The 17,333-nt window shown below is 69.5% G+C and carries 15 protein-coding genes; 10 read left to right on the plus strand and 5 right to left on the minus strand.

The window, feature by feature from the left end; genetic code table 11:
- Positions 1-267 precede the first annotated feature (267 nt).
- Both ACIHFD_RS33860 and ACIHFD_RS33865 read right to left on the minus strand, forming a co-directional pair.
- Entirely contained in the window at positions 268-597 is a 330-nt protein-coding gene (locus tag ACIHFD_RS33860; RefSeq protein WP_397370373.1) for a transposase, read from the minus strand.
- Between the two features lie 174 nt (positions 598-771).
- Complete coding sequence (locus tag ACIHFD_RS33865) at positions 772-1,407, minus strand: TetR family transcriptional regulator (protein ID WP_397370374.1); 636 nt, start codon at positions 1,405-1,407, stop codon at positions 772-774.
- 102 nt (positions 1,408-1,509) lie between these two features.
- On the opposite strand from ACIHFD_RS33865, the gene ACIHFD_RS33870 reads away from it, so the two are divergent.
- The gene (locus ACIHFD_RS33870) at positions 1,510-2,700 is read left to right on the plus strand and encodes an FAD-dependent oxidoreductase (RefSeq protein WP_397370375.1); all 1,191 of its coding nucleotides are present in this window, start codon (positions 1,510-1,512) and stop codon (positions 2,698-2,700) included.
- The gene (locus ACIHFD_RS33875) at positions 2,697-3,347 is read left to right on the plus strand and encodes a DUF3159 domain-containing protein (RefSeq protein ID WP_397370376.1); all 651 of its coding nucleotides are present in this window, start codon (positions 2,697-2,699) and stop codon (positions 3,345-3,347) included. Before ACIHFD_RS33870 ends, ACIHFD_RS33875 begins: the two co-directional genes overlap by 4 nt.
- 667 nt (positions 3,348-4,014) lie before the next feature.
- Here the strand turns inward: ACIHFD_RS33875 and ACIHFD_RS33880 are convergent.
- Positions 4,015-4,464, minus strand: a complete 450-nt coding sequence (locus tag ACIHFD_RS33880) for an alpha/beta fold hydrolase (RefSeq protein WP_397370378.1) — start codon at positions 4,462-4,464, stop codon at positions 4,015-4,017.
- Positions 4,465-4,662: 198 nt separating this feature from the next.
- On the opposite strand from ACIHFD_RS33880, the gene ACIHFD_RS33885 reads away from it, so the two are divergent.
- The gene (locus ACIHFD_RS33885; RefSeq protein ID WP_397370379.1) at positions 4,663-5,883 is read left to right on the plus strand and encodes an FAD-dependent monooxygenase; all 1,221 of its coding nucleotides are present in this window, start codon (positions 4,663-4,665) and stop codon (positions 5,881-5,883) included.
- Positions 5,884-5,976: 93 nt separating this feature from the next.
- Positions 5,977-6,696, plus strand: a complete 720-nt coding sequence (locus ACIHFD_RS33890; RefSeq protein WP_397370380.1) for a TetR/AcrR family transcriptional regulator — start codon at positions 5,977-5,979, stop codon at positions 6,694-6,696.
- Positions 6,697-6,910: 214 nt separating this feature from the next.
- Here ACIHFD_RS33890 and ACIHFD_RS33895 read toward each other — a convergent pair whose 3' ends face one another.
- The gene (locus ACIHFD_RS33895) at positions 6,911-7,513 is read right to left on the minus strand and encodes a hypothetical protein (RefSeq protein WP_397370381.1); all 603 of its coding nucleotides are present in this window, start codon (positions 7,511-7,513) and stop codon (positions 6,911-6,913) included.
- Between the two features lie 263 nt (positions 7,514-7,776).
- On the opposite strand from ACIHFD_RS33895, the gene ACIHFD_RS33900 reads away from it, so the two are divergent.
- The 5 genes from ACIHFD_RS33900 (at position 7,777) to ACIHFD_RS33920 (ending at position 12,564) form a co-directional block, all read left to right on the plus strand.
- Positions 7,777-8,625 carry an oxidoreductase gene (locus ACIHFD_RS33900; RefSeq protein ID WP_397370382.1) on the plus strand — a complete coding sequence of 283 codons (849 nt, stop codon included), beginning with the start codon at positions 7,777-7,779 and terminating at the stop codon, positions 8,623-8,625.
- Between the two features lie 236 nt (positions 8,626-8,861).
- Complete coding sequence (locus tag ACIHFD_RS33905; RefSeq protein WP_397370383.1) at positions 8,862-9,830, plus strand: patatin-like phospholipase family protein; 969 nt, start codon at positions 8,862-8,864, stop codon at positions 9,828-9,830.
- Entirely contained in the window at positions 9,827-11,050 is a 1,224-nt protein-coding gene (locus tag ACIHFD_RS33910; protein WP_397370384.1) for a macrolide family glycosyltransferase, read from the plus strand. Before ACIHFD_RS33905 ends, ACIHFD_RS33910 begins: the two co-directional genes overlap by 4 nt.
- 3 nt (positions 11,051-11,053) lie before the next feature.
- Positions 11,054-11,545 (plus strand): hypothetical protein, encoded by a 492-nt coding sequence (locus ACIHFD_RS33915; protein WP_397370385.1) that lies wholly within the window; start codon positions 11,054-11,056, stop codon positions 11,543-11,545.
- The gene (locus ACIHFD_RS33920) at positions 11,542-12,564 is read left to right on the plus strand and encodes a hypothetical protein (RefSeq protein ID WP_397370386.1); all 1,023 of its coding nucleotides are present in this window, start codon (positions 11,542-11,544) and stop codon (positions 12,562-12,564) included. The genes ACIHFD_RS33915 and ACIHFD_RS33920 overlap by 4 nt, the downstream gene beginning before the upstream one ends.
- A 42-nt stretch (positions 12,565-12,606) precedes the next feature.
- Here the strand turns inward: ACIHFD_RS33920 and ACIHFD_RS33925 are convergent, their stop codons facing one another.
- Entirely contained in the window at positions 12,607-15,933 is a 3,327-nt protein-coding gene (locus ACIHFD_RS33925) for a S8 family peptidase (RefSeq protein ID WP_397370387.1), read from the minus strand.
- An 84-nt stretch (positions 15,934-16,017) separates the two neighbouring features.
- Here ACIHFD_RS33925 and ACIHFD_RS33930 point away from each other — a divergent pair, with 84 nt between their 5' ends.
- On the plus strand, positions 16,018-16,995 hold the full coding sequence (locus ACIHFD_RS33930) for a LysR family transcriptional regulator (RefSeq protein ID WP_397370388.1): 978 nt from the start codon (positions 16,018-16,020) through the stop codon (positions 16,993-16,995).
- The last annotated feature ends 338 nt before the right edge of the window (positions 16,996-17,333 follow it).

The raw sequence follows: 17,333 nt of genomic DNA on the forward strand, positions 1-17,333 counted from the left end.
CTGAACGCCTTCGCCATCACCTTCGAAGGCCGTCTGACCCCGACCACCCGCTAATCAAACAAGATCGAGATACACCACTGACTGGACACACCCAGTTACGGGGCCTGAGCTGCGGTTAATCGGCGGATGGACCGCGGGTCGTTGAGGTCGGTGACGTTGCGGAAGGGCCGCATCATGGAGTCCGGGGGACGTTGGTGCCGCGACTGGTGCGGCCGATGCCTGTTGTCATGGATCAGATACTCCTGGAGCGCAAAGGTTCGCCGAGGATCAGGATCCGGTCCAGGAGTTCGCGGCGTAGGGGTGCCGATGGCCCGCTCGCACATGGCGTTCATCCTCGGAGTCCGCGGCAGGGTGGTGATGACCCGCAACCCTTCGGCTGTGAAGAACTCCCGGAAGGCGGAGGTGAAGAGCCAGGGGATGGCTGGTGCGGATGACGTAGAGGATGGCGTTCAGGATGGTGCGCAGGTCGTGCTCGGGTGGCCGGCCGATGTCGAGGGCGCCTGCTCGGCGTTCGGCACGCCAGGCGGTCAGGACTGGCTCGACGAGGGCCCATCGGGTGTTGGACGGGTCGCTGGGATACGGTCGCGATTGCGGCATGTTTTCGGGGTACTGCCGGGTGAAGCGGCTGGCCAGACGGCCGTCCGGCCGTCGATCAAATGCGGGCGAAGCGCCGCCTTTCGGGATGAGACAGGATCTTTCAGGGCCAGATGGGCGTGATCCCCGAGCATCAGCAGGAAAGGATCTTCCCCGCCGCCGCGTTGGCACGGTCGATCACCTTCCACTGCCCGGCGTGTTGGTAGTGGCAGTAGCCCCCTGTCCGGTGAGGCACTGCTGCACGACCGGGCCGAGGCGGGCCACCAGTTCATCGGTGGACGCGGAGGCGATCGGCTCGAGTCGTACGATGTAACGCGCTACTGCGAGGCCCAGGATCTGGACGTTCACCATGCCGGCCCGTAGCGCGGCGTCGGGCGTGTCGAGCATCGCCGCAAGCCGACTGGTGATTTCCCGGTCGATGAATTCGCGGAGTAGTGCCTCGGATGCCTCGTGAGTGGGGGCTGACCGGGTCAGCATCATGAGCGGCGTGCGGCCGGGTTTGTCCAGGTTCTCCAAGAGCGTCCGGATGATGCGTTCGCCGATGCCGTCGAGGCCGCCGGTGAAGATCGATTCGATGGCTGACGGCAGATGGGGGGGCATCTCCGTGGCCGCGGCGAACAGGCCCTGCTTGGTTTTGAAGAAGTAGAACACCATGGCCGGATCGACCTCCGCCTGGGTGGCGACAGCGCGCACGGTCGTGCCGCCGTAGCCGTGCTCGCGGAACAGTGCGCGGGCGGCTTCCAGGATCCGTTGCCTGCTTTCCGCGCCGGATCGCCAGCGTCCGGGGCGAGCAGAGGGGCTGTGTTCTGTCATGGCAGGGCGAGTCTATCGGTTCTTTCCTCATCGATTGGTGAAGTTATTGCTCCGGTACGTGTTACCTTGAACTTCATCAACCGGTGAAGAAAGGTCGGCAGGGTGAAGGTGGTCGTGGTAGGTGCGGGGCTTGGCGGGTTGACGCTGGCCCACGGGTTGCGACGGGCGGGAATCGACGTCGTGGTATACGAGCGGGAAGCTGAGCAGGGGCGCCCGCAGGGCATCAGCCTGCATTTTGATGACCGCGGAACGGCTGCGCTGCGGGCGTGCTTGCCGCCGCCGCACGTGGCGATGGCGGAGGCCACCATGGGCGGACCGCGCGAACAGAGGCTGCTCCTGTCCGAAGCAGAGGGAAGGCTGGTGGTCGGGCGGAGCCAACCGCTGGACGGCACAGCGGGCGTGCGGCCCGGTCGGCAGGTACACCGGCCGCTGTTGCGGGCGGTGCTGCTGACCGGACTGGAGGACACGGTGCAGTTCGGGGCGGAGTTCACGCGGTTCGAACAGCGGCCCGACGGGACCGTCCGATCATGGTTCGCCGATGGCAGCACGGACACCGCGGACGTGCTGATCGGTGCGGACGGCATCGGTTCGGCCGTTCGCCGCCAGTACCTGCCTCACGTGCGGGTGGTCGACACGGGGAAACGCATGCTGATGGGCGCGACATCACTGCGGGCCATGGCCGGTACCGGGCTACCCGAACTGATCGGCCACAGCCCCGCCAACGCACAGGCGCACGGCACGATGATGGCGATGGGCGTGCTGCGGTTCAGCCGGCCGCCGGTCGCCGCGAGTCAGGAGTGGCTGCCTGCTCTGCGCTCCCGCGTCGTCGCCGATGCCGAGGACTACATGATGTGGGCGCTGCCCGTCACGCAGGAACTGCTCGGTTCGGCCGAATCACCGGCCACGGTGTGGCGCCGAGCCCAGGAGGTGTCCGCCGGTTTTCACCCGACGTTGCGGATGGTCGTCGACAACGCATGGCCGAACCTCACGGTCGCGCTGCGGGGCGGGCTGATCCCGCCGATGCCGGCATGGCCGGCTGCTCCGGTGACGGTCATCGGCGATGCGATCCATGTGGCACCGGGTTTCGGCGGCAACTTGGCGATGCAGGATGCGCACCGCCTCTGCGATGGCCTGGTTCAGGCCTCCCGTGGGCAGCAGAGTCTGCGCGCTGCCATCGGTGCTTACGAGGACGCGATGCGCCGCGACAGCTTCCCCGCCCCCGACGCCACCGCAGGCACCCCCCGTATGGTTCCCACCCCCGGCGGATCCAATGGTGCGGTGGTCGGCACATGAACTTCAACATGCTGACGCAGAAGTCGCTGTCCTTGTTCGCCGTAGTGGGCGGCTGGCGCACGCTCGCGGAATCCATCGCATCCCGAGCGCTGTTCACGGTTGCCTATCTGATGACCGGCCGAGTGGTGATCTCCGCCCTCATCGCAGTCGGCGGTGTGTTCGTCTTCGCGGTGGCCCGGGTGTTGACCGACCGAAAGTACTGGCAGGCAGCCGGCGGGCTGCTCACGGTGGGCGTGTCCGCGTTCTTGGCCGGGAGTACCGGGGACGGGGTCAACTTCTACCTTGTCGGTGTGCTGACCAGCGTGGTCGGCTCGGTCGTGTTCCTGGTGTCCATGGTGGTGGGGTGGCCGTTGATCGGGTTGGTGGTGGGGCAAGCGCGCCGTGAACGGGTCACCTGGCGGCGCGATCGTGCGAGGCGGCGCCGCTACCAGAAGTGCACAGCCGTCTTCGTGGCGAAATTCGCCCTCGGCGCGACGTTGATGGTGCCTCTGTACCTGGCCGGGAACGTGATCGCGCTCGGGATCGCCAGCACACTGCTGACCATGCCCGCAACCGCCGCCTGCGCCTATGTGAGCTGGCGGATCCTGCGCGCCGAAGCGGACCCCACGGGGGCTGAACCCGCAGGTCCCATGCCGATCCGCGGTTAACAGCCGCAACCGGTTCGGCCGTTGGATGTTCCGGCACGCCGCACCTTCTACAACACCGTCCGGCTGCACGGGGGCATCGGCTACGTCACCCCCGACGACGAACACCACGGCCCACGGTGAAGCGATCCGGGCGCCCGCCGCACCGGGATGACGGCCGCACACGAGGCTCGGGTTGCAGCCCGGCGAGAACTACGCCAAGATCCCCCATAATCCCACCCACGGCTGATGGGTATTTCCGGCCCGTTCCGGTGCATCTTCTCTGACACACCTCGGTCCGTCGAATGAGCGGCCAACAGGATGGCGCTTCTCTCTCCTCGCGAGCACCATCAAGTCTTGGCCCAGGCGATCCCGCTGCGCACCATCCCCGATCAATCAGGGATCCAGAGCGAGTCACTGACCTGAACATACGCCGACGAGACCGGCTCGGCGGAGTTCCTCACGAGTAGCCACATGCCGCTTGAACTGCATGGAGGCGCAGCCCGCCGAGAGTATGACCCCACCAAACAATCTCATCCCATTCATGCATGACGGTTGACCCGCCTCTCGAACCGAGAGGCGGGATTCTCCGCGTCCTGATCAATTCGGCAGACATTCTGGTGGGCGACAATCCGCCGTCCGTTCACAGCGAGGCCTTCCATGTCGCAGGGTTCTTCCGTCGCTTGGCTCGTCAGCGTTCCAACGAGTCCCAGAAATCGGTGAGTACCTGGGCACCACGGCCGGGGTCCTGAGCCATCCACCAGTGGCCGAGCCCGTCGAGTGTTGCAGTCCTGGCGCCGGCCAGCCGGGCCGTGCGGCAGCGCTGTTCGTCGGTCCCGACCAGGAGGTCCTCGGTGGCGAGCAGGGCGAGGCCCGGCCGCTGCGCCGCGCGTTCGAGGTTGCGGCCCAGCTCGGCCATCACCGGTTGGGCGGCTGATCGGTAGAGCGCGTGTGCGGCCCGCCCCATCGCCTCATCCTGGCCTGCCGTGACCCGCATCGCCACCGGCTCACTCATGCCGAACGTCACGAGCATCGCGACCCGCATCGCGAGGTCCGGGCCGAGCGGGACGGCGGGGTCCGGTTCCGTGTTCTCCGGCACATCGCTGACCCAGCTGCGCACGAGGTCCGGGCGGGCCGTCACCGCGTTGAGGGTAACCGGGCGGGGGACAGGCGGATCGGGCCGGGGCGAGCGATACGGTCGAGCTCGACGAGCAGCGGCTCCCAGACCTCCGGCGTCTCAGGGGAGCCGTGGACGAAAACGGTTGGCATGGCGGGAACTCCGTTCACGTTGGCCAGACTGACCAGATGACCAATTTGGTCAGCGAGTATAGTCTCGGCCATGAAGACGAACACCACCCCTCGACAGCGGGCTCTTGTAGTCGGACTCGGCGTCAGCGGAACCTCCTCCGCGCTGCGGCTGCACAAGGCGGGCTGGGACGTTGTCGTCCTGGAGAAAGCAGCCGACCGCCGCCGCGGCGGGTACTTCCTCACCCTCTTCGGCACCGGGATCACCGCGGCAGAGCGCCTGGGCATCGAGGTGCCGAACCGCTTCTCGACGGACATCGCCTACTACAACGTCGATCGCGCGGGCCGGCGGCGGCGCGGCATGGGCTTCGCCGAGGCCGTGGCCGGCGAGTCACGCCCGGTCGTGCGCGGCGACGTCGAGCAGGCCGCGTTCGACGCCCTGCCCGAGGACGTGGAGATCCGGTACTCGTCCCTTCCGGTCGCGCTACGCCAGGACGCGGAAAGCGTGCAGGTCGACATCGAGGATCGGGCCGCGGGGACGGTGACCACCGAACGGTTCGACCTCGTGGTCGGGGCCGACGGCCTGCGCTCGACCGTGCGCCGGCTGGCGTTCGGGCCCGATGAAGGCCGCATTTACCGTCTCGGCTACATGCTCGCGGCGTGCGCCCTGCCGGGCTCGGTCCCCGGTTTCCGGGGCACGGACGGAATCATCATGTCCGAGCTGGGCCGGTCGGCATGGGTGTTCGCCTTCGCCGACCGGCCACCGACGGTGCTGTTCAACTACCGGACCGACGATGTGGACGGCGAGTTCACCCGGCCCGCCATCGACTCGCTGCGGGCGGTGTTCGGACCGGAACCCACGGGTGCGACGCTCGGCTGGCTGCTCGACCAGTTCGAGCAGGCGCCGGACCACCTGTTCGACACCGCCGAGCAGGTGCGGCTCGACACGTGGCACCAGGGCAGGGTGGTGCTCGTCGGCGACTCGGCGTGGTGCCTGACCCTCTACTCCGGGATGGGGGCCTCCAGCGGCCTGGCCGGGGCCGACATGCTGGGTACGATGCTGGAGCGGTATCCCGGAGACGTGCCGCGGGCGCTGCGGGCCTGGGAGGCGAAACTCCGCCCCTTCATCGAGTTCCACCAGGGCTCCGGCATGGCCATGCGCAAGCTTTTTGTCCCGGCCGACCGCACCGAGTACGGGATCCGGTTCGTCTTCGACCACGTCGTGGGGACGACGCTCGGCAGAACGCTCCTCTCGGAGGCCGAGCACCGCAGCAAGGCTTCCAGGATGAAGACGGTCGACATCGGCCTGAGATGACCTGGGCCTCGGGGCCCGCCGCACGGTTGGGTTCACCTCCGTGAACCCCGGTAACATCATGCCGCCGAAGAGCGAAGGGGAGGAACCACGACGGTGAGCCGGCTGATCGAACACGACTCCGTCAAGGCGGCCAGAATCCTCGACAGCGCGCGCGAGCTGGTCCTCGAACACGGCGTCCGCAAGGTGACCATCGCCGAGATCGCCGCGGCCGCGGGCGTGGGCAAGGGCACGGTCTACCTGTACTGGGAGACCAAGGAAGACCTGCTCGTGGGGCTGGTCGCGCGCGAGGTACTGGCCTGGCTCGAGACCATCAACAACCAGATCGCCCGGGACCCGCAGTCCGTCCTGCCCCGCCGTCTCGCTCCGCTGCTCATCCGCACGACCCTGGGCAACCCGTGGCTGCGGTGGCTCATGAGCAACGACAGCGCCCTGCGGCAGCTGCTCCACCGCCCCGCCGACCGGGAGCGCTTCGTCGAGGCCACCCCGAGCGCGTTGGGCAACGCGGTCGTGACGATCCTGCGCGACCACGGGATCGTGCGCGACGATCTCCCGCTGTCCGGGCAGATGTACGCCCTGCACGCCGTGCTGGTCGGGTTCAGCACCGTCATGAACGACCCCGATGTCGCAGGCCCGCTCAGCATCGACGATCCCGAAACCGCACTCGCCGACACCGTCCACCTGCTGCTCGAACGGCGTCGCGACCCCGCCGCGCGCGATGTCGCCAAGGCCGCGGAAGCGGTGCGGGCCCGGTTCGCCGAGATTCACGACAACCTCCTGGGACTCGTTGCGGCGGGCGCCGCCGGAACCAGATGACCCGCGTCCTCAAGGCCGTGCCGTTCAGCTGCGGATCAGCCGACGCAGCGTAGGCCGGGCCGCGTGCCGTCCGACATGGCCAGTCGTGTCCTGTCTCACTGGATCCGGCGCGAGCTGGGGCTTGATCGACAACGGAACGGCCAGCCGCGTTGGTGGGGCGCCACCGGACCGAGGTCATGGGTAGTGGATTGGCAGAACGTCACGCGGGTGGAACTCAGCGGTAGTGGGCGATCATGGGGCCGAAGTTCTTGCCATAGGCGAGGCCGACTGCGTAGATCGTCCTCGTTCCGGGCACCGCGCTCACCGCGGAGACGCCGACCTCGCGCCTACGGTTCGTCCCCGCCATCGGCGGTAGCTCGGTCCGGCTGCCGTCGGGCGCGACCCGGATGGTCCCGCTCAAGCCGCTCTCGGCGGCCTCCGAGTCGACCAGGATGATCCCGTTTGCGCCGTCGGAGCCGGACGCGCCGGCGTCGGCCGAGCCCGACACCCACGACCAGGCCTTGCCGTCCCAGTGCATGGTGATCGTGGTACTGCTGCTGCCGTCCTCGTAGTCGAACTCCTCGCGGGTGCCGAGCGCCCACACGTCGCGCGGACCGCTGGCTGCGACCGCGTTCAGCCGGGTTCCGCGTTGGTCGCCGACGTGCTCGAGCCGCCAGCCCCGGCCTCGGGCCGTACGAACCGGAGAGGGTTTGGGGGTTGCCGCGGTGAGGCTGGGGGAGGTGGCGGTCGGCGCGGCCGCACCTCGCGGCGGCGCGTCGGCGCACCCCGCGCCCAGGACGGCAGCCGCGCATAACGCGGCCAGGCGCTTGGCACTCATCCCGGCAGTGTACGGCGCGCCGCACCCAAGACCCGGGGCTTGATCGACAACGAACGGCCAGTGGCGTTGGCGAGCCGACGCGGGCGGAGTTGCCGCCGTCCACCGTCTCTTGGGCGCGCAAAGTAGTATTGATTGATACTATCGCAAATGATACGGTAATGGCTGCACGGATGTCCCGGCCCGTGCCACGAGGGTGCCCCGCTTCGGTGCCGACCGAAGTGGCGGCCCTGTTTCTCCAGGCACCACACACCATGAGAAGAGACATGACCAACCAGTTCCGCCTCGGCGGCGACCGTACGATCGACCGGCTCGGTTTCGGCGCCATGCGCCTACCCCAGAGCGGCTTGGGCGGACCCGCCCGCGACCCCGAGTCCGGTCGCGCCGTCCTGCGCCGAGCCGTTGAACTCGGCGTCAACCACATCGACACCGCCGACTTCTACCGCACCCAGGACGGCTCGGTACGCGCCAACACCCTGATCCGCGAGGCTCTGTCTCCGTACCCGGACGATCTGGTCATCGCCACCAAGGTCGGCCCGGTCTTCGGTCCCGACGGTCCCGGCCAGGGCACCGCCGCCGACCTTCGGCCCCAGGTCGAAGCCAACCTCCAGAGCCTGGGCCTGGATCGCCTCGACCTGGTCTATCTGCGCATCGGCACGGTGGGGCCGCCCCACGGCGAGTCGCTCGCCGAACGCTTCGAGGCGCTCGCCGCGCTCCGCGAGCAGGGCCTGATCCGCCACCTGGGCATCAGCAACGTCGATGCCGGCCATCTCGCCGAGGCCCGCACGATCGCTCCTGTCACGGCCGTCCAGAACGACTTCCATATCGCCAACCGTGACGAGACGGCCGTCCTGGACGCCTGCACGCAGGCCGGCATCGCCTTCGTCCCCTTCTTCCCCCTCGGCGGCGGCAGGGCCGACTTCAACGACCCCGCCCTGGTCAAGGTCGCCGAGCGGCACCGCGCCACCGTCCAGCAGATCGCCCTGGCCTGGCTGCTGGCCCTGTCCCCGATCGTCCTGGCCATCCCGGGCACCGGTTCCGTGGCCCATCTGGAGGAGAACCTGGCCGCCCGGTCGATCATCCTCACCGAGGAGGACCTCGCCGACCTGACCTGATCGCAACGGGCCGCATCGTTCGCTCCCCCCCTTCGCGGCGACGACTTAGACGAACAAGTTGGCCGACGTAGTCACCGATCTGGTGGCCGACCGGTCTTGGTTGAGGAATCGAGCGCCGTGGTGAGAGAGGGCGGAGCATGAGGGTTACATATCGCCGGAGATTGGCCTCCTCGGCTCTCCATGGCGTCAGCGAGGGCGACTCGCCGGGTGGTCACGGCGCTGCGCAGCGTCAAGCCATGACGGACGACGAGAGGACGCGCTCCTCGTCATCGAGCCGCCCGGACGCGGGCCCGCAGCCGGTGGGTTTGCGCGCCCTTCCCCGTCCCGTGGCGGTGGTGGTCGGGGGCGGGGGAGTGCTCGGGGCTGCGCAGGTCGGCGTCGGATGGGCATTGGAGCAGCGAGGATTCGTCCCGGAACTGATCATCGGAACCTCGGTGGGAGCCCTCAACGGAGCCATCGCGGCCGCACACCCCGGCAAGGCCGCACCTTGGCTGGATCGCGTGTGGACCCAGGCGCGTCGCCGTCAGGTGTTTCCGTTCGGCTATCTGTCCTCGCGGGCCAGCATCTGCGCGGACCGCGGCCTGCGCAGACTGATCGCTCGGGCGGAGCTGCCGTCGCGGATCGAACAGCTGGAGATCCCCTTCGCCGCGGTGGCAACGGACCTGGCCACCGGCGACCAGGTGCTGCTCGACCATGGAGATCTCGAGTCCGCGCTGCTGGCCAGCGCGGCCGTTCCGGGGGTCCTGCCCCCGGTGGAGCGGGAAGGCCGGACGCTTGTCGACGGCGGGGTGATCGCCTACGTCCCGGTACGGGCTGCTCTGCAAGCAGGGGCGGCCAGCGTGCTGGTGCTGTCGACCGGGCCGGCGAGCTGTCCGCTGCGCCCGATCGTCCCTCCCCTGCGGGCCGGCGCGGTCGCCGCCCGGGCAGGGCAGCTGCTGTGGCACCATCAGATCGAGCGCGACCTGCACGACGTGTCCGAACAGATTCCGACCGTCGTGCTGCCGACCGGCATCGAGGCCTGGCCCGCCCCGTGGGACTTCGGCCAATCCCACCGGCTGATCGAGACTGCTTGCCTCGAAGCGGGCCGCTTTCTCGACGGGCTGCGCATCAGTGGGCCCGGCCTGTATCGGGTTGACGGGTCTCCTGCGGCATCGGCCGGCCTGGGCCAGGCACGGACCGCCTCCGCAGCGGGGGGCGGCCGGTGAGTACCATCGCGTTCCTCAACATCGCCATGCACGGGCACGTCAATCCGACGCTGCCGGTCGTAGCCGAGCTTGTCCGCCGTGGCCACTTCGTCACGTATCACACCTCGCCCGCGTTCTCGAAGGAGATCGAGGCCACCGGTGCGGCCGTGTGCCTCTACCCCGGGGGTGACCAACCGCTCCCCGATCCGCCGATACCGCTCACGATGCTGGACGGGCTTGCGCGCACTGCCGTCGGTCTGCTGCCGCCTGTGCTTTCCGATCTGCGTCGCATCCGGCCTGACCTGATCGTCCACGGCGCCGCCTGCCCCTGGGGCGCAGTCGCCGCCCGCGAACTCGGGGTGCCGGCGGCAGCGTTGTTCACCACGTTCGCGTTCAACAGGTATGCGCCCAGCCCCACCGCCGCCTCGTGGGAGCTGCTGGCCGCGGCGGCGGCCCGGCCCCGCAATGTCCGGGGCTACCTGCGGTCGCGGTGGGAGTTGTACCGCCGCTACGACACCCGTGGGTTGCCGCTGCTGGACCTGGCGAACGTACAGCAGCCGCTCAACCTGGTCTTCACCTCGCGCGCGTTCCAGCCCGGCGTCGACGCCTTCGACCGGTCGTACCAGTTCGTCGGCCCGAGCATCGGCGTCCGTCCACCCGACCCGTCGTTCCCGGCCGACAGCCTGCAAGCTCCGGTGCTGTACGCCTCGGTGGGCACGGTGCTGAAAGCCGCCCCGCGGTTGCTGCGTAACTTCGCCACCGCGCTGGCACCACTGGGCGGCACCGTGATCATCTCCACCGGAGAGACGGATCCAGCCGCGCTGGATCCGCTGCCGGACAACGTGCATGCTCGCCGCTTCGTACCGCAACTCGAGGTGCTGGCCCGTGCTGCGCTGTTCGTCACTCACGGAGGGATGAACAGCGTCAACGAGGCCCTGTACGCCGGGGTTCCGATGCTGGTGGTCCCGCAGGGCGCAGATCAGCCGCTCGTGGCCCGGCAGGTGGTCGAGCTCGGCGCCGGGCTGTCGATCCGTCCCCAGGACGCCGCGGCGGGACTCGTGAACGCCCTCGCCCGACGCCTGCTCGACGAGCCACGCTTCCGGGCCGCGGCGGCCCGCTTGCAGGTCGAGCAGCGCGCGGCCGGCGGCTGTCTGCGCGCCGCCGACGAACTCGAGCGCTACCTGCACCGGGCCGGCCGTGGCAGCCGGCCGGACCCGGCGGATTCGACACGGGAGCGCTGAGCGATGTCACCCGTCGTTGTCGTCCTGCTGCTGTTCGCCGGCCTGTCCGAGGCCGTCGGGCGGTTCCTGCCCCTGGTGGCTCGCCGGCCCGGCGTGTCGCGGCCCCACGCGATCCTGCTCATGCTGACCGGTGCCCTGGTCGAGGGCGCTGCGTTCGCTCTGTGGCCGCTGACCGCATGGACCCTTGCCGAGCTGGTGCTGTCCGCTCCGTTGTCGGTCGTTGCCGCGTTGACCTGGACACCCGGCCTGGTCGCTCCGCTACTTCTCGCCGCCGTCCTTGCGTTCCCGCTGCTCGGGCCCCTGCTGCACCTGCTGCTCGTCGGGGGAGTCGGGGCCGGCCTCGTCGCCCCGCTCGCCGCCGCGACGGGGCTGGGCTGGTGGGCTGCCGCGGGTTGCGTGGCCGTCGCCGGAGTCGGGCTGGCCGCCGCCATCGATGCGGTACGGCGCCTGGTCGTGAAGATCAACACTACCGGGCCGCAGAAGCTGGTCACATGATCGAGATCCCGCTTCTCGTCCTGCTGCTTGGTCCGGTCCTGCTCGCCGAAGCTCTGCTCGCCCGCTACGAGGTCACGGCCTACACCGTCGGCTGGCGTACTCCTGCCACCGAGCTACCGGAGGGCATACCCTATGCCCGAGGCGCGGATCCCGATCGTCCTCCGGACGCCTACCTGGTCTATCTGGACGGCATCGGGAAACGTCGCTTCCGCGACACCCGCGACGGGGGCCAGCTCGTCCAAGCCCTGATCGCCGGTGCGCCGGAGCTGCGGGTGCTGGGTCAGGTGCAGCCCTACTCTCCGCTGGCCGACCCGCTCGCCGACCGGCCGGTGTGGGCGTGGCTCCGTCACCGCATCGGGCTCCTGCTGTTCCTGCACAACGTCATGCAGATCTTCGTGGCCGCCGACCACAGGTACCGTCCCCTGTACAACCGCGCCGTGGGCACCCAGATCGTCAACCAGCTGCGCCGGGCGGGGTACCAGCCCGACAGCGGCATACCTGTGGTGCTGCTCAGTTACAGCGGTGGCGCCCAGGTCGCCACCGGCGCGGTTGAAGAACTGCACACCCGGCTGCGGGCACCGCTCCTGCTGATCACCATCGGTGGGTTCCACAACGGCGCCAACGATCTCACTCACGCCGATCACCTGCATCAGCTCACCAGCGCGAGCGACTGGATTGAGCGGGTCAGCGCCTGGATCTTCCCTCAGCGTTGGCGGCTGTTCCGCCGCAGTGGATGGAACCGGGCCGGCCGCGCCGGAAAGATCACCGTACACGGGCTTGACCCGGCCACCCACATGGGGCGGCGCAGCTACATCAGTCCGGAGGCGCGGCTGCCCGATGGCCGCAGCTTCCTCGACTGCACCGTCGGCACTGTGATCGAACTCATCCGTGCCCGCTGCGGCGCGCCTGCTGCGACGGATGATCTGTGGCCTGAAGGGCCGACCAGGGCCCACAGTGCAGGATGGGCGGTTTCATCGGCGACCCACTCGGCCGAGACGTCCGAGACAGACAGCGCGTGACAACGGCGGGCCCCGGGCGACGTGCCCGAGGCCCGCCGGGCGTCATCGCAGGTTGTAGGCGCGGATGACGGTGTAGTCGACGGTGCCGCCGTCGGCCCGCTCCGCGTGCGCGCGCACGGACACCGACCCCTTGTCCGGGTGGATCAGCGTGGCCAGCCACGTGTCCGTTCCGGTCGGGATCAGGACCGCCTTCCGCCACGTCGCGCCCTCGTCGTAGGAGACCTCGACACTGACCCGCCGCGTCCGCGAGGCGGCCGAGCCCGGCTGAGCCTTCAGGCTCACCGGCAGCATGAACGGCCGGCCGGCCGGTGCGCTGTTGGCCAGGTCGACCTGCGGCGTGAAGGAGAACGACGACAGGGGCAGGTACGTCCACTTGTCCGTGCTCACCTCACCGGACCTGAACGTCCACGCACCGCTGATCTTGGTGGAGGCGTTGAAGCCGGTGGTACGGTCGACGTCGTACTCCAGCCGATAGGTGCTCTCGGCCGACGGCACCGGCCCGCTGGCGTCGTAGAAGTACTTCGGTATCTCGGCCAGCTGGACGCCGTCGCGGTAGAACCCGACCCGGCCGCCGTCGAGCAGCGAGTAGCCGGTGTGCCCGGAGTCGTCGCCGAACGGCGGGATGTTCAACATGATCGTGTTGCCCGCCCGGGCGACGTACGTGCGCGGGTTGAACTTCGGCCCGGCAGGTCCGCGTTGCCAGTCGACCACGAATTTCCCGCCCGGCTGCCAGGTGGTGTCGTCGTACCAGAACTGCGTCTGGCGCGCTCCGCTCGTCTCCCACCGGTTGTCCCAGACCACGCCCTTCGCGCTGTAGTAGATGGTCCGGGTGCTGGGCACGTCATACCTGATCGGTCCCGACATCGCGCTGCCGCCCTCGGGCGGGAAACCGAAGTTGTGCATGTAGCCCTGCTGCTTGTCCGGGGTCACGCCGTGGTTGCGGTTGACCACGGTCGCCAGCTCACTGGGGCGCACGGTGTGGCGGTAGCCGGTGAGGAACCGCCCGCGGACGAACTGCACGAGGTCGTACTCGTACGGCGAGCCGTAGAAAGTGCCGTCGGCGCCCGGCTCGGCCCAGAAGCTGCGCACCTCCGACACCAGCGTGCCCTGATCGGCCGTCACCTCCTCACCCAGGTCCGCGGTGAACAGCTTGCCGAAGTCGGCGCCGACGATCCGCGCCGCCAGGCCGTATCCGCGCGGCAGGCCGCGGAAGAAACCGGCCGCGGCCAGCCGGGTCCGCGCCGAGGACTTCGGTACGGTCACCGACACCGGTGTGCCCTGGCGCGCGTCGAGCGTGAGGACTCCGTCGTCGGTGTGCCCGACGGTGAGGTTCGGCTGCACCAGCAGCGTCGAGGTCCCGTCGGGTGTGATCACCGTGGCCTGAACGTGGTAGCGGCCGGGCCGGAGCTTGGCCTTCACGGTGCCCGACGCGTCGTAGGGAACCTGGAAGACGTCCAGATCGAGACCGACCACCGACAGGTCGTAGTCGCTCGCCGGCGTGCCCGCGCGGTCGGTGAGCTTGAAGGTGACGGTGCGGGTCTCGTGTCCCTTCGTGATCGTCAGTGGGGTCCGCACCGACACGCCGTCGGCGTTCGAGGCCAGCAGCATTCCGGTGAAGGTGCCTGTCGCCGACGGCACCCGGGTGTCGGCGGTCAGCGTGACCGCCGCGGTCCCACCGGCCGGCACGACGGCCCGCGCCGGACTGGCCGTGAACAGCCCGTCGGGCGCGACGACCCCGTCCGGGCCGGTCGCCGTGGTCGTGAGGTCGAGGGTGACGGGCGCTGCGCCGTCGTTCCGGTAGGTGATCGTCTTCGTCACGGGAACGTCGTCTTCGGCCGGCCACGGTTGCGACCCGAACGCGAGGCCGGTGACGTCGGGCAGGATGGCCTGCTGGACGGCGCGGCCGACGTCGACCCTGCCGGCGCCCTGCTGGAAGGCGTTCAGGCCCGGGTTCGGCTTGGCCGTGGCGACCAGCGCGGCTTTGAGGTCGGGGCCGGTCCACTTCGGGTGCTGCTGCGCCAGCAGCGCCGCGGCTCCCGCGACGTGCGGCGTGGCCATCGACGTCCCGTTCAGCTGGGTGTACCCGGGTGAGTACTCCGGATAGTCGGATCCCTTCGCCAGCGCCGCGACGATGCCCACGCCCGGCCCGGTGATGTCCGGCTTGATCGCGCCGTCGACGCGCGGCCCGCGGTTGGAGAATGACGCCAGGGCATCCTGTTTGTCGACCGCGCCCACGGCGAGCGCGGCGTCCGCGGTGGCCGGCGAGGACACACCGCCGTTCCGGCCCTCGTTGCCCGCGGCCACGACGAACAGCGTGCCGGTGGTCGCGGTCAGGCGGTTCACCGCCTCCTCCAGGACGTCGACGCCCGGGAAGTCGGTGCCGCCGAGGCTCATGTTGACCACTTTCGCCCGCTCGGCGGCCCACTCCATCCCGGCCAGGATCGCCGACTCGGTGCAGTTGCGGGTGCTGCACACCTTGCCGATCAGCAGGTTCGCCCCGGGCGCCACGCCACGGTACTTTCCGCCCGATGCCGAACCGCTGCCGGCGATGGTGGAGGCGACGTGCGTGCCGTGACCGACGGTGTCCACGGTGTCGGCGGCGTCGGTGAAGTTCTTCTCCTCGACGATCTTCCCGGCCAGGTCCGGGTGGGAGTTGTCGATCCCGGTGTCCAGGACGGCGACGGTAATCCCGCTGCCGTCGTATCCGGCCGCCCAGGCGGTCGGCGCGCCGATCTGCTTCACGCTCTGGTCCAGCGAGACCTCGCGCTTGCCGTCGAGCCAGATCCGCCCGATGCCGGCCGCCGCGGTGCGCTGGGTCGCCGGGCCGGTGGTCACCTCGGTCCAGAACTCGTGCGCTCTCGCTTTGCCGACCTTCACCGCGGCGGCGCCGATGCTGGGCAGCGAGCGGGTGACCTTCCCGGCCGACCTGACCCGGGCAGCGGCCTTGGCCTCGTACGACACGATGGTGGGCACGTCGTTGACGTGCGCGTCGTCGTATCCGGCCTGGACGAGCCCGGTCACGTCGAACAGCCGCCGGTCGAGCCGGGCGGCCGACACCAGCTTCTGGGCGTCGTTCGGCACGACGAACTGGTGCCCGTCGCGTTCGTACTGGCTGAAACCGACCTTCTCGCGGCCGGGAGCGGGGTCGATCGAGACCCGGTTCCCCTCGACATAGACGCGGTCGCCCGTCAGCAGGGTGACCCACGAGCCGCGGGGCGCCGTGGACTGGGTGCCGGAGGTCCACCGGGAGGGTGCCGGATCGGCGCTCGGCGTGGGCTCCGCGCTCGCGGTGGAGGTCAGACTCGCGGTTAACAGGGCGGTGGTGAGCAAGAGACCGGGCAGGCGCCGGCGCAGAGACGTCCTGGACATCAAATTCCTTCCTGATGGTGCAGGAAAGATTTTGTGATCAGGACATCGAGCGTAGGTACTCCTAATCGGGCATAACATCGCGTTATGCAGTTGGAGATCCGCCACCTCCGGGTTGTCGCGGCGATCGCCGAGTGCGGCAGCATCAGCCGGGCCTCGGCCGTGCTCGGCCACAGCCAGCCGGCCGTCACCGCGCAGTTGCAGCGGATCGAGCGCGCGCTCGGCGGGAGGCTCTTCGCCCGCGACGGAACCGGCGCCAAGCCCACGGCGTTGGGTGTCATGGTCCTGTCCCATGCGCAGGGCATCATCGCGTTGCACGACGATCTGGTGCGCGACGTGCAACGCCGTGACGCCGACGGCGACCTGGCCACGCTCAGGCTCGGCGCCACGGCCGGGCCGATGGCCGCCGGCCTGATGACGGTCAGCCGCCGGTTGCTGCCGGAGGCCGAGGTGTCCCTGCACGTGAGCGACGCGGACGAGGAACTGGTCGAACTGCTCGCCGAATCCCGGCTGGAGATCGGGCTGAGCGTCGACTATCCGGGCTACGAGCTGCCGGTGCCCGAAGGGCTGAGCGAAGCGGTACTGGGCGTCGAGCCCGTCTTCGTCGTCCTGTCGAAGGACCACCCGCTCGCGGCCGAACCCGAGGTGCCGCTGGCCGCGCTGGCCGGCGAGCGCTGGCTGCCGGGTGTCGGCAAGGACGTCAGGATGCGGGCGATGTTCCGGGACACCTGCCGCCGCGCGGGGTTCGTGCCGCGGCGCATCCAGCGCACCGACGCCAGCCTGGTGTTCTCCCTGATCAGCCAGGGGCACGGAGTGTCCCTGTGCAGGGCGATCACGGCCGAGCGCGAGAACGTGGTGGTCAGGCCACTGGCCGGCGACCCGATGTGGGTACGGGAGCGGCTCCTGTGGTCGGCGGGCTCGCCGGTCGCCGAGCACGTACCGGGTATCCGTGACGTGCTCGCCGCGGCGTACCGGGAGCAGGCGGAGGCGATGCCGGTCTACCAGGCGTGGCAGCGCAGCCGCCGCCGGTCCTGGTCGGAGGGCGAAGTGGAGCCCTTCGCCTAGCAAGTACCGACCGGTGGCCAGGCCGTTTGAACAGGGTGAATCAGACGCCGCCGATGCTCCTCCCGCATCTCCACGCGCGCCCCGCAGACCAGCTTGGGCACGCGGACGGCATGAGGTAGCGGTGCTGCGGCGTCAGATCGTCCGGCCGAAGCGTCGACACCTCCTGGCAGACGTTCTTGCGCGCCCCGCTGCCGGCGGCGGAACAGTCCGCACACCGGCGGCAACGGCTCCGGCACCGCCCGTTGCGCGGCGGTCAGGTTAGCCCGACTCACCACAAGACCATGGGACGATCACGAAGTGGCACGGCCGTGCACACCAGCTCGACGCATGGGGCGGCT

It is taken from the genome of Nonomuraea sp. NPDC051941, from assembly GCF_044593615.1.

Bases quoted from the DNA above. Each gene is read 5' to 3' on its own strand.
- ACIHFD_RS33860 (WP_397370373.1), bottom strand. From the start codon at position 597: ATGCCGCAATCGCGACCGTATCCCAGCGACCCGTCCAACACCCGATGG.
- ACIHFD_RS33865 (WP_397370374.1), bottom strand. From the start codon at position 1,407: ATGACAGAACACAGCCCCTCTGCTCGCCCCGGACGCTGGCGATCCGGC.
- ACIHFD_RS33875 (WP_397370376.1), top strand. From the start codon at position 2,697: ATGAACTTCAACATGCTGACGCAGAAGTCGCTGTCCTTGTTCGCCGTA.
- ACIHFD_RS33885 (WP_397370379.1), top strand. From the start codon at position 4,663: ATGAAGACGAACACCACCCCTCGACAGCGGGCTCTTGTAGTCGGACTC.
- ACIHFD_RS33895 (WP_397370381.1), bottom strand. From the start codon at position 7,513: ATGAGTGCCAAGCGCCTGGCCGCGTTATGCGCGGCTGCCGTCCTGGGC.
- ACIHFD_RS33900 (WP_397370382.1), top strand. From the start codon at position 7,777: ATGACCAACCAGTTCCGCCTCGGCGGCGACCGTACGATCGACCGGCTC.
- ACIHFD_RS33905 (WP_397370383.1), top strand. From the start codon at position 8,862: ATGACGGACGACGAGAGGACGCGCTCCTCGTCATCGAGCCGCCCGGAC.
- ACIHFD_RS33915 (WP_397370385.1), top strand. From the start codon at position 11,054: ATGTCACCCGTCGTTGTCGTCCTGCTGCTGTTCGCCGGCCTGTCCGAG.
- ACIHFD_RS33920 (WP_397370386.1), top strand. From the start codon at position 11,542: ATGATCGAGATCCCGCTTCTCGTCCTGCTGCTTGGTCCGGTCCTGCTC.
- ACIHFD_RS33925 (WP_397370387.1), bottom strand. From the start codon at position 15,933: ATGTCCAGGACGTCTCTGCGCCGGCGCCTGCCCGGTCTCTTGCTCACC.
- ACIHFD_RS33930 (WP_397370388.1), top strand. From the start codon at position 16,018: ATGCAGTTGGAGATCCGCCACCTCCGGGTTGTCGCGGCGATCGCCGAG.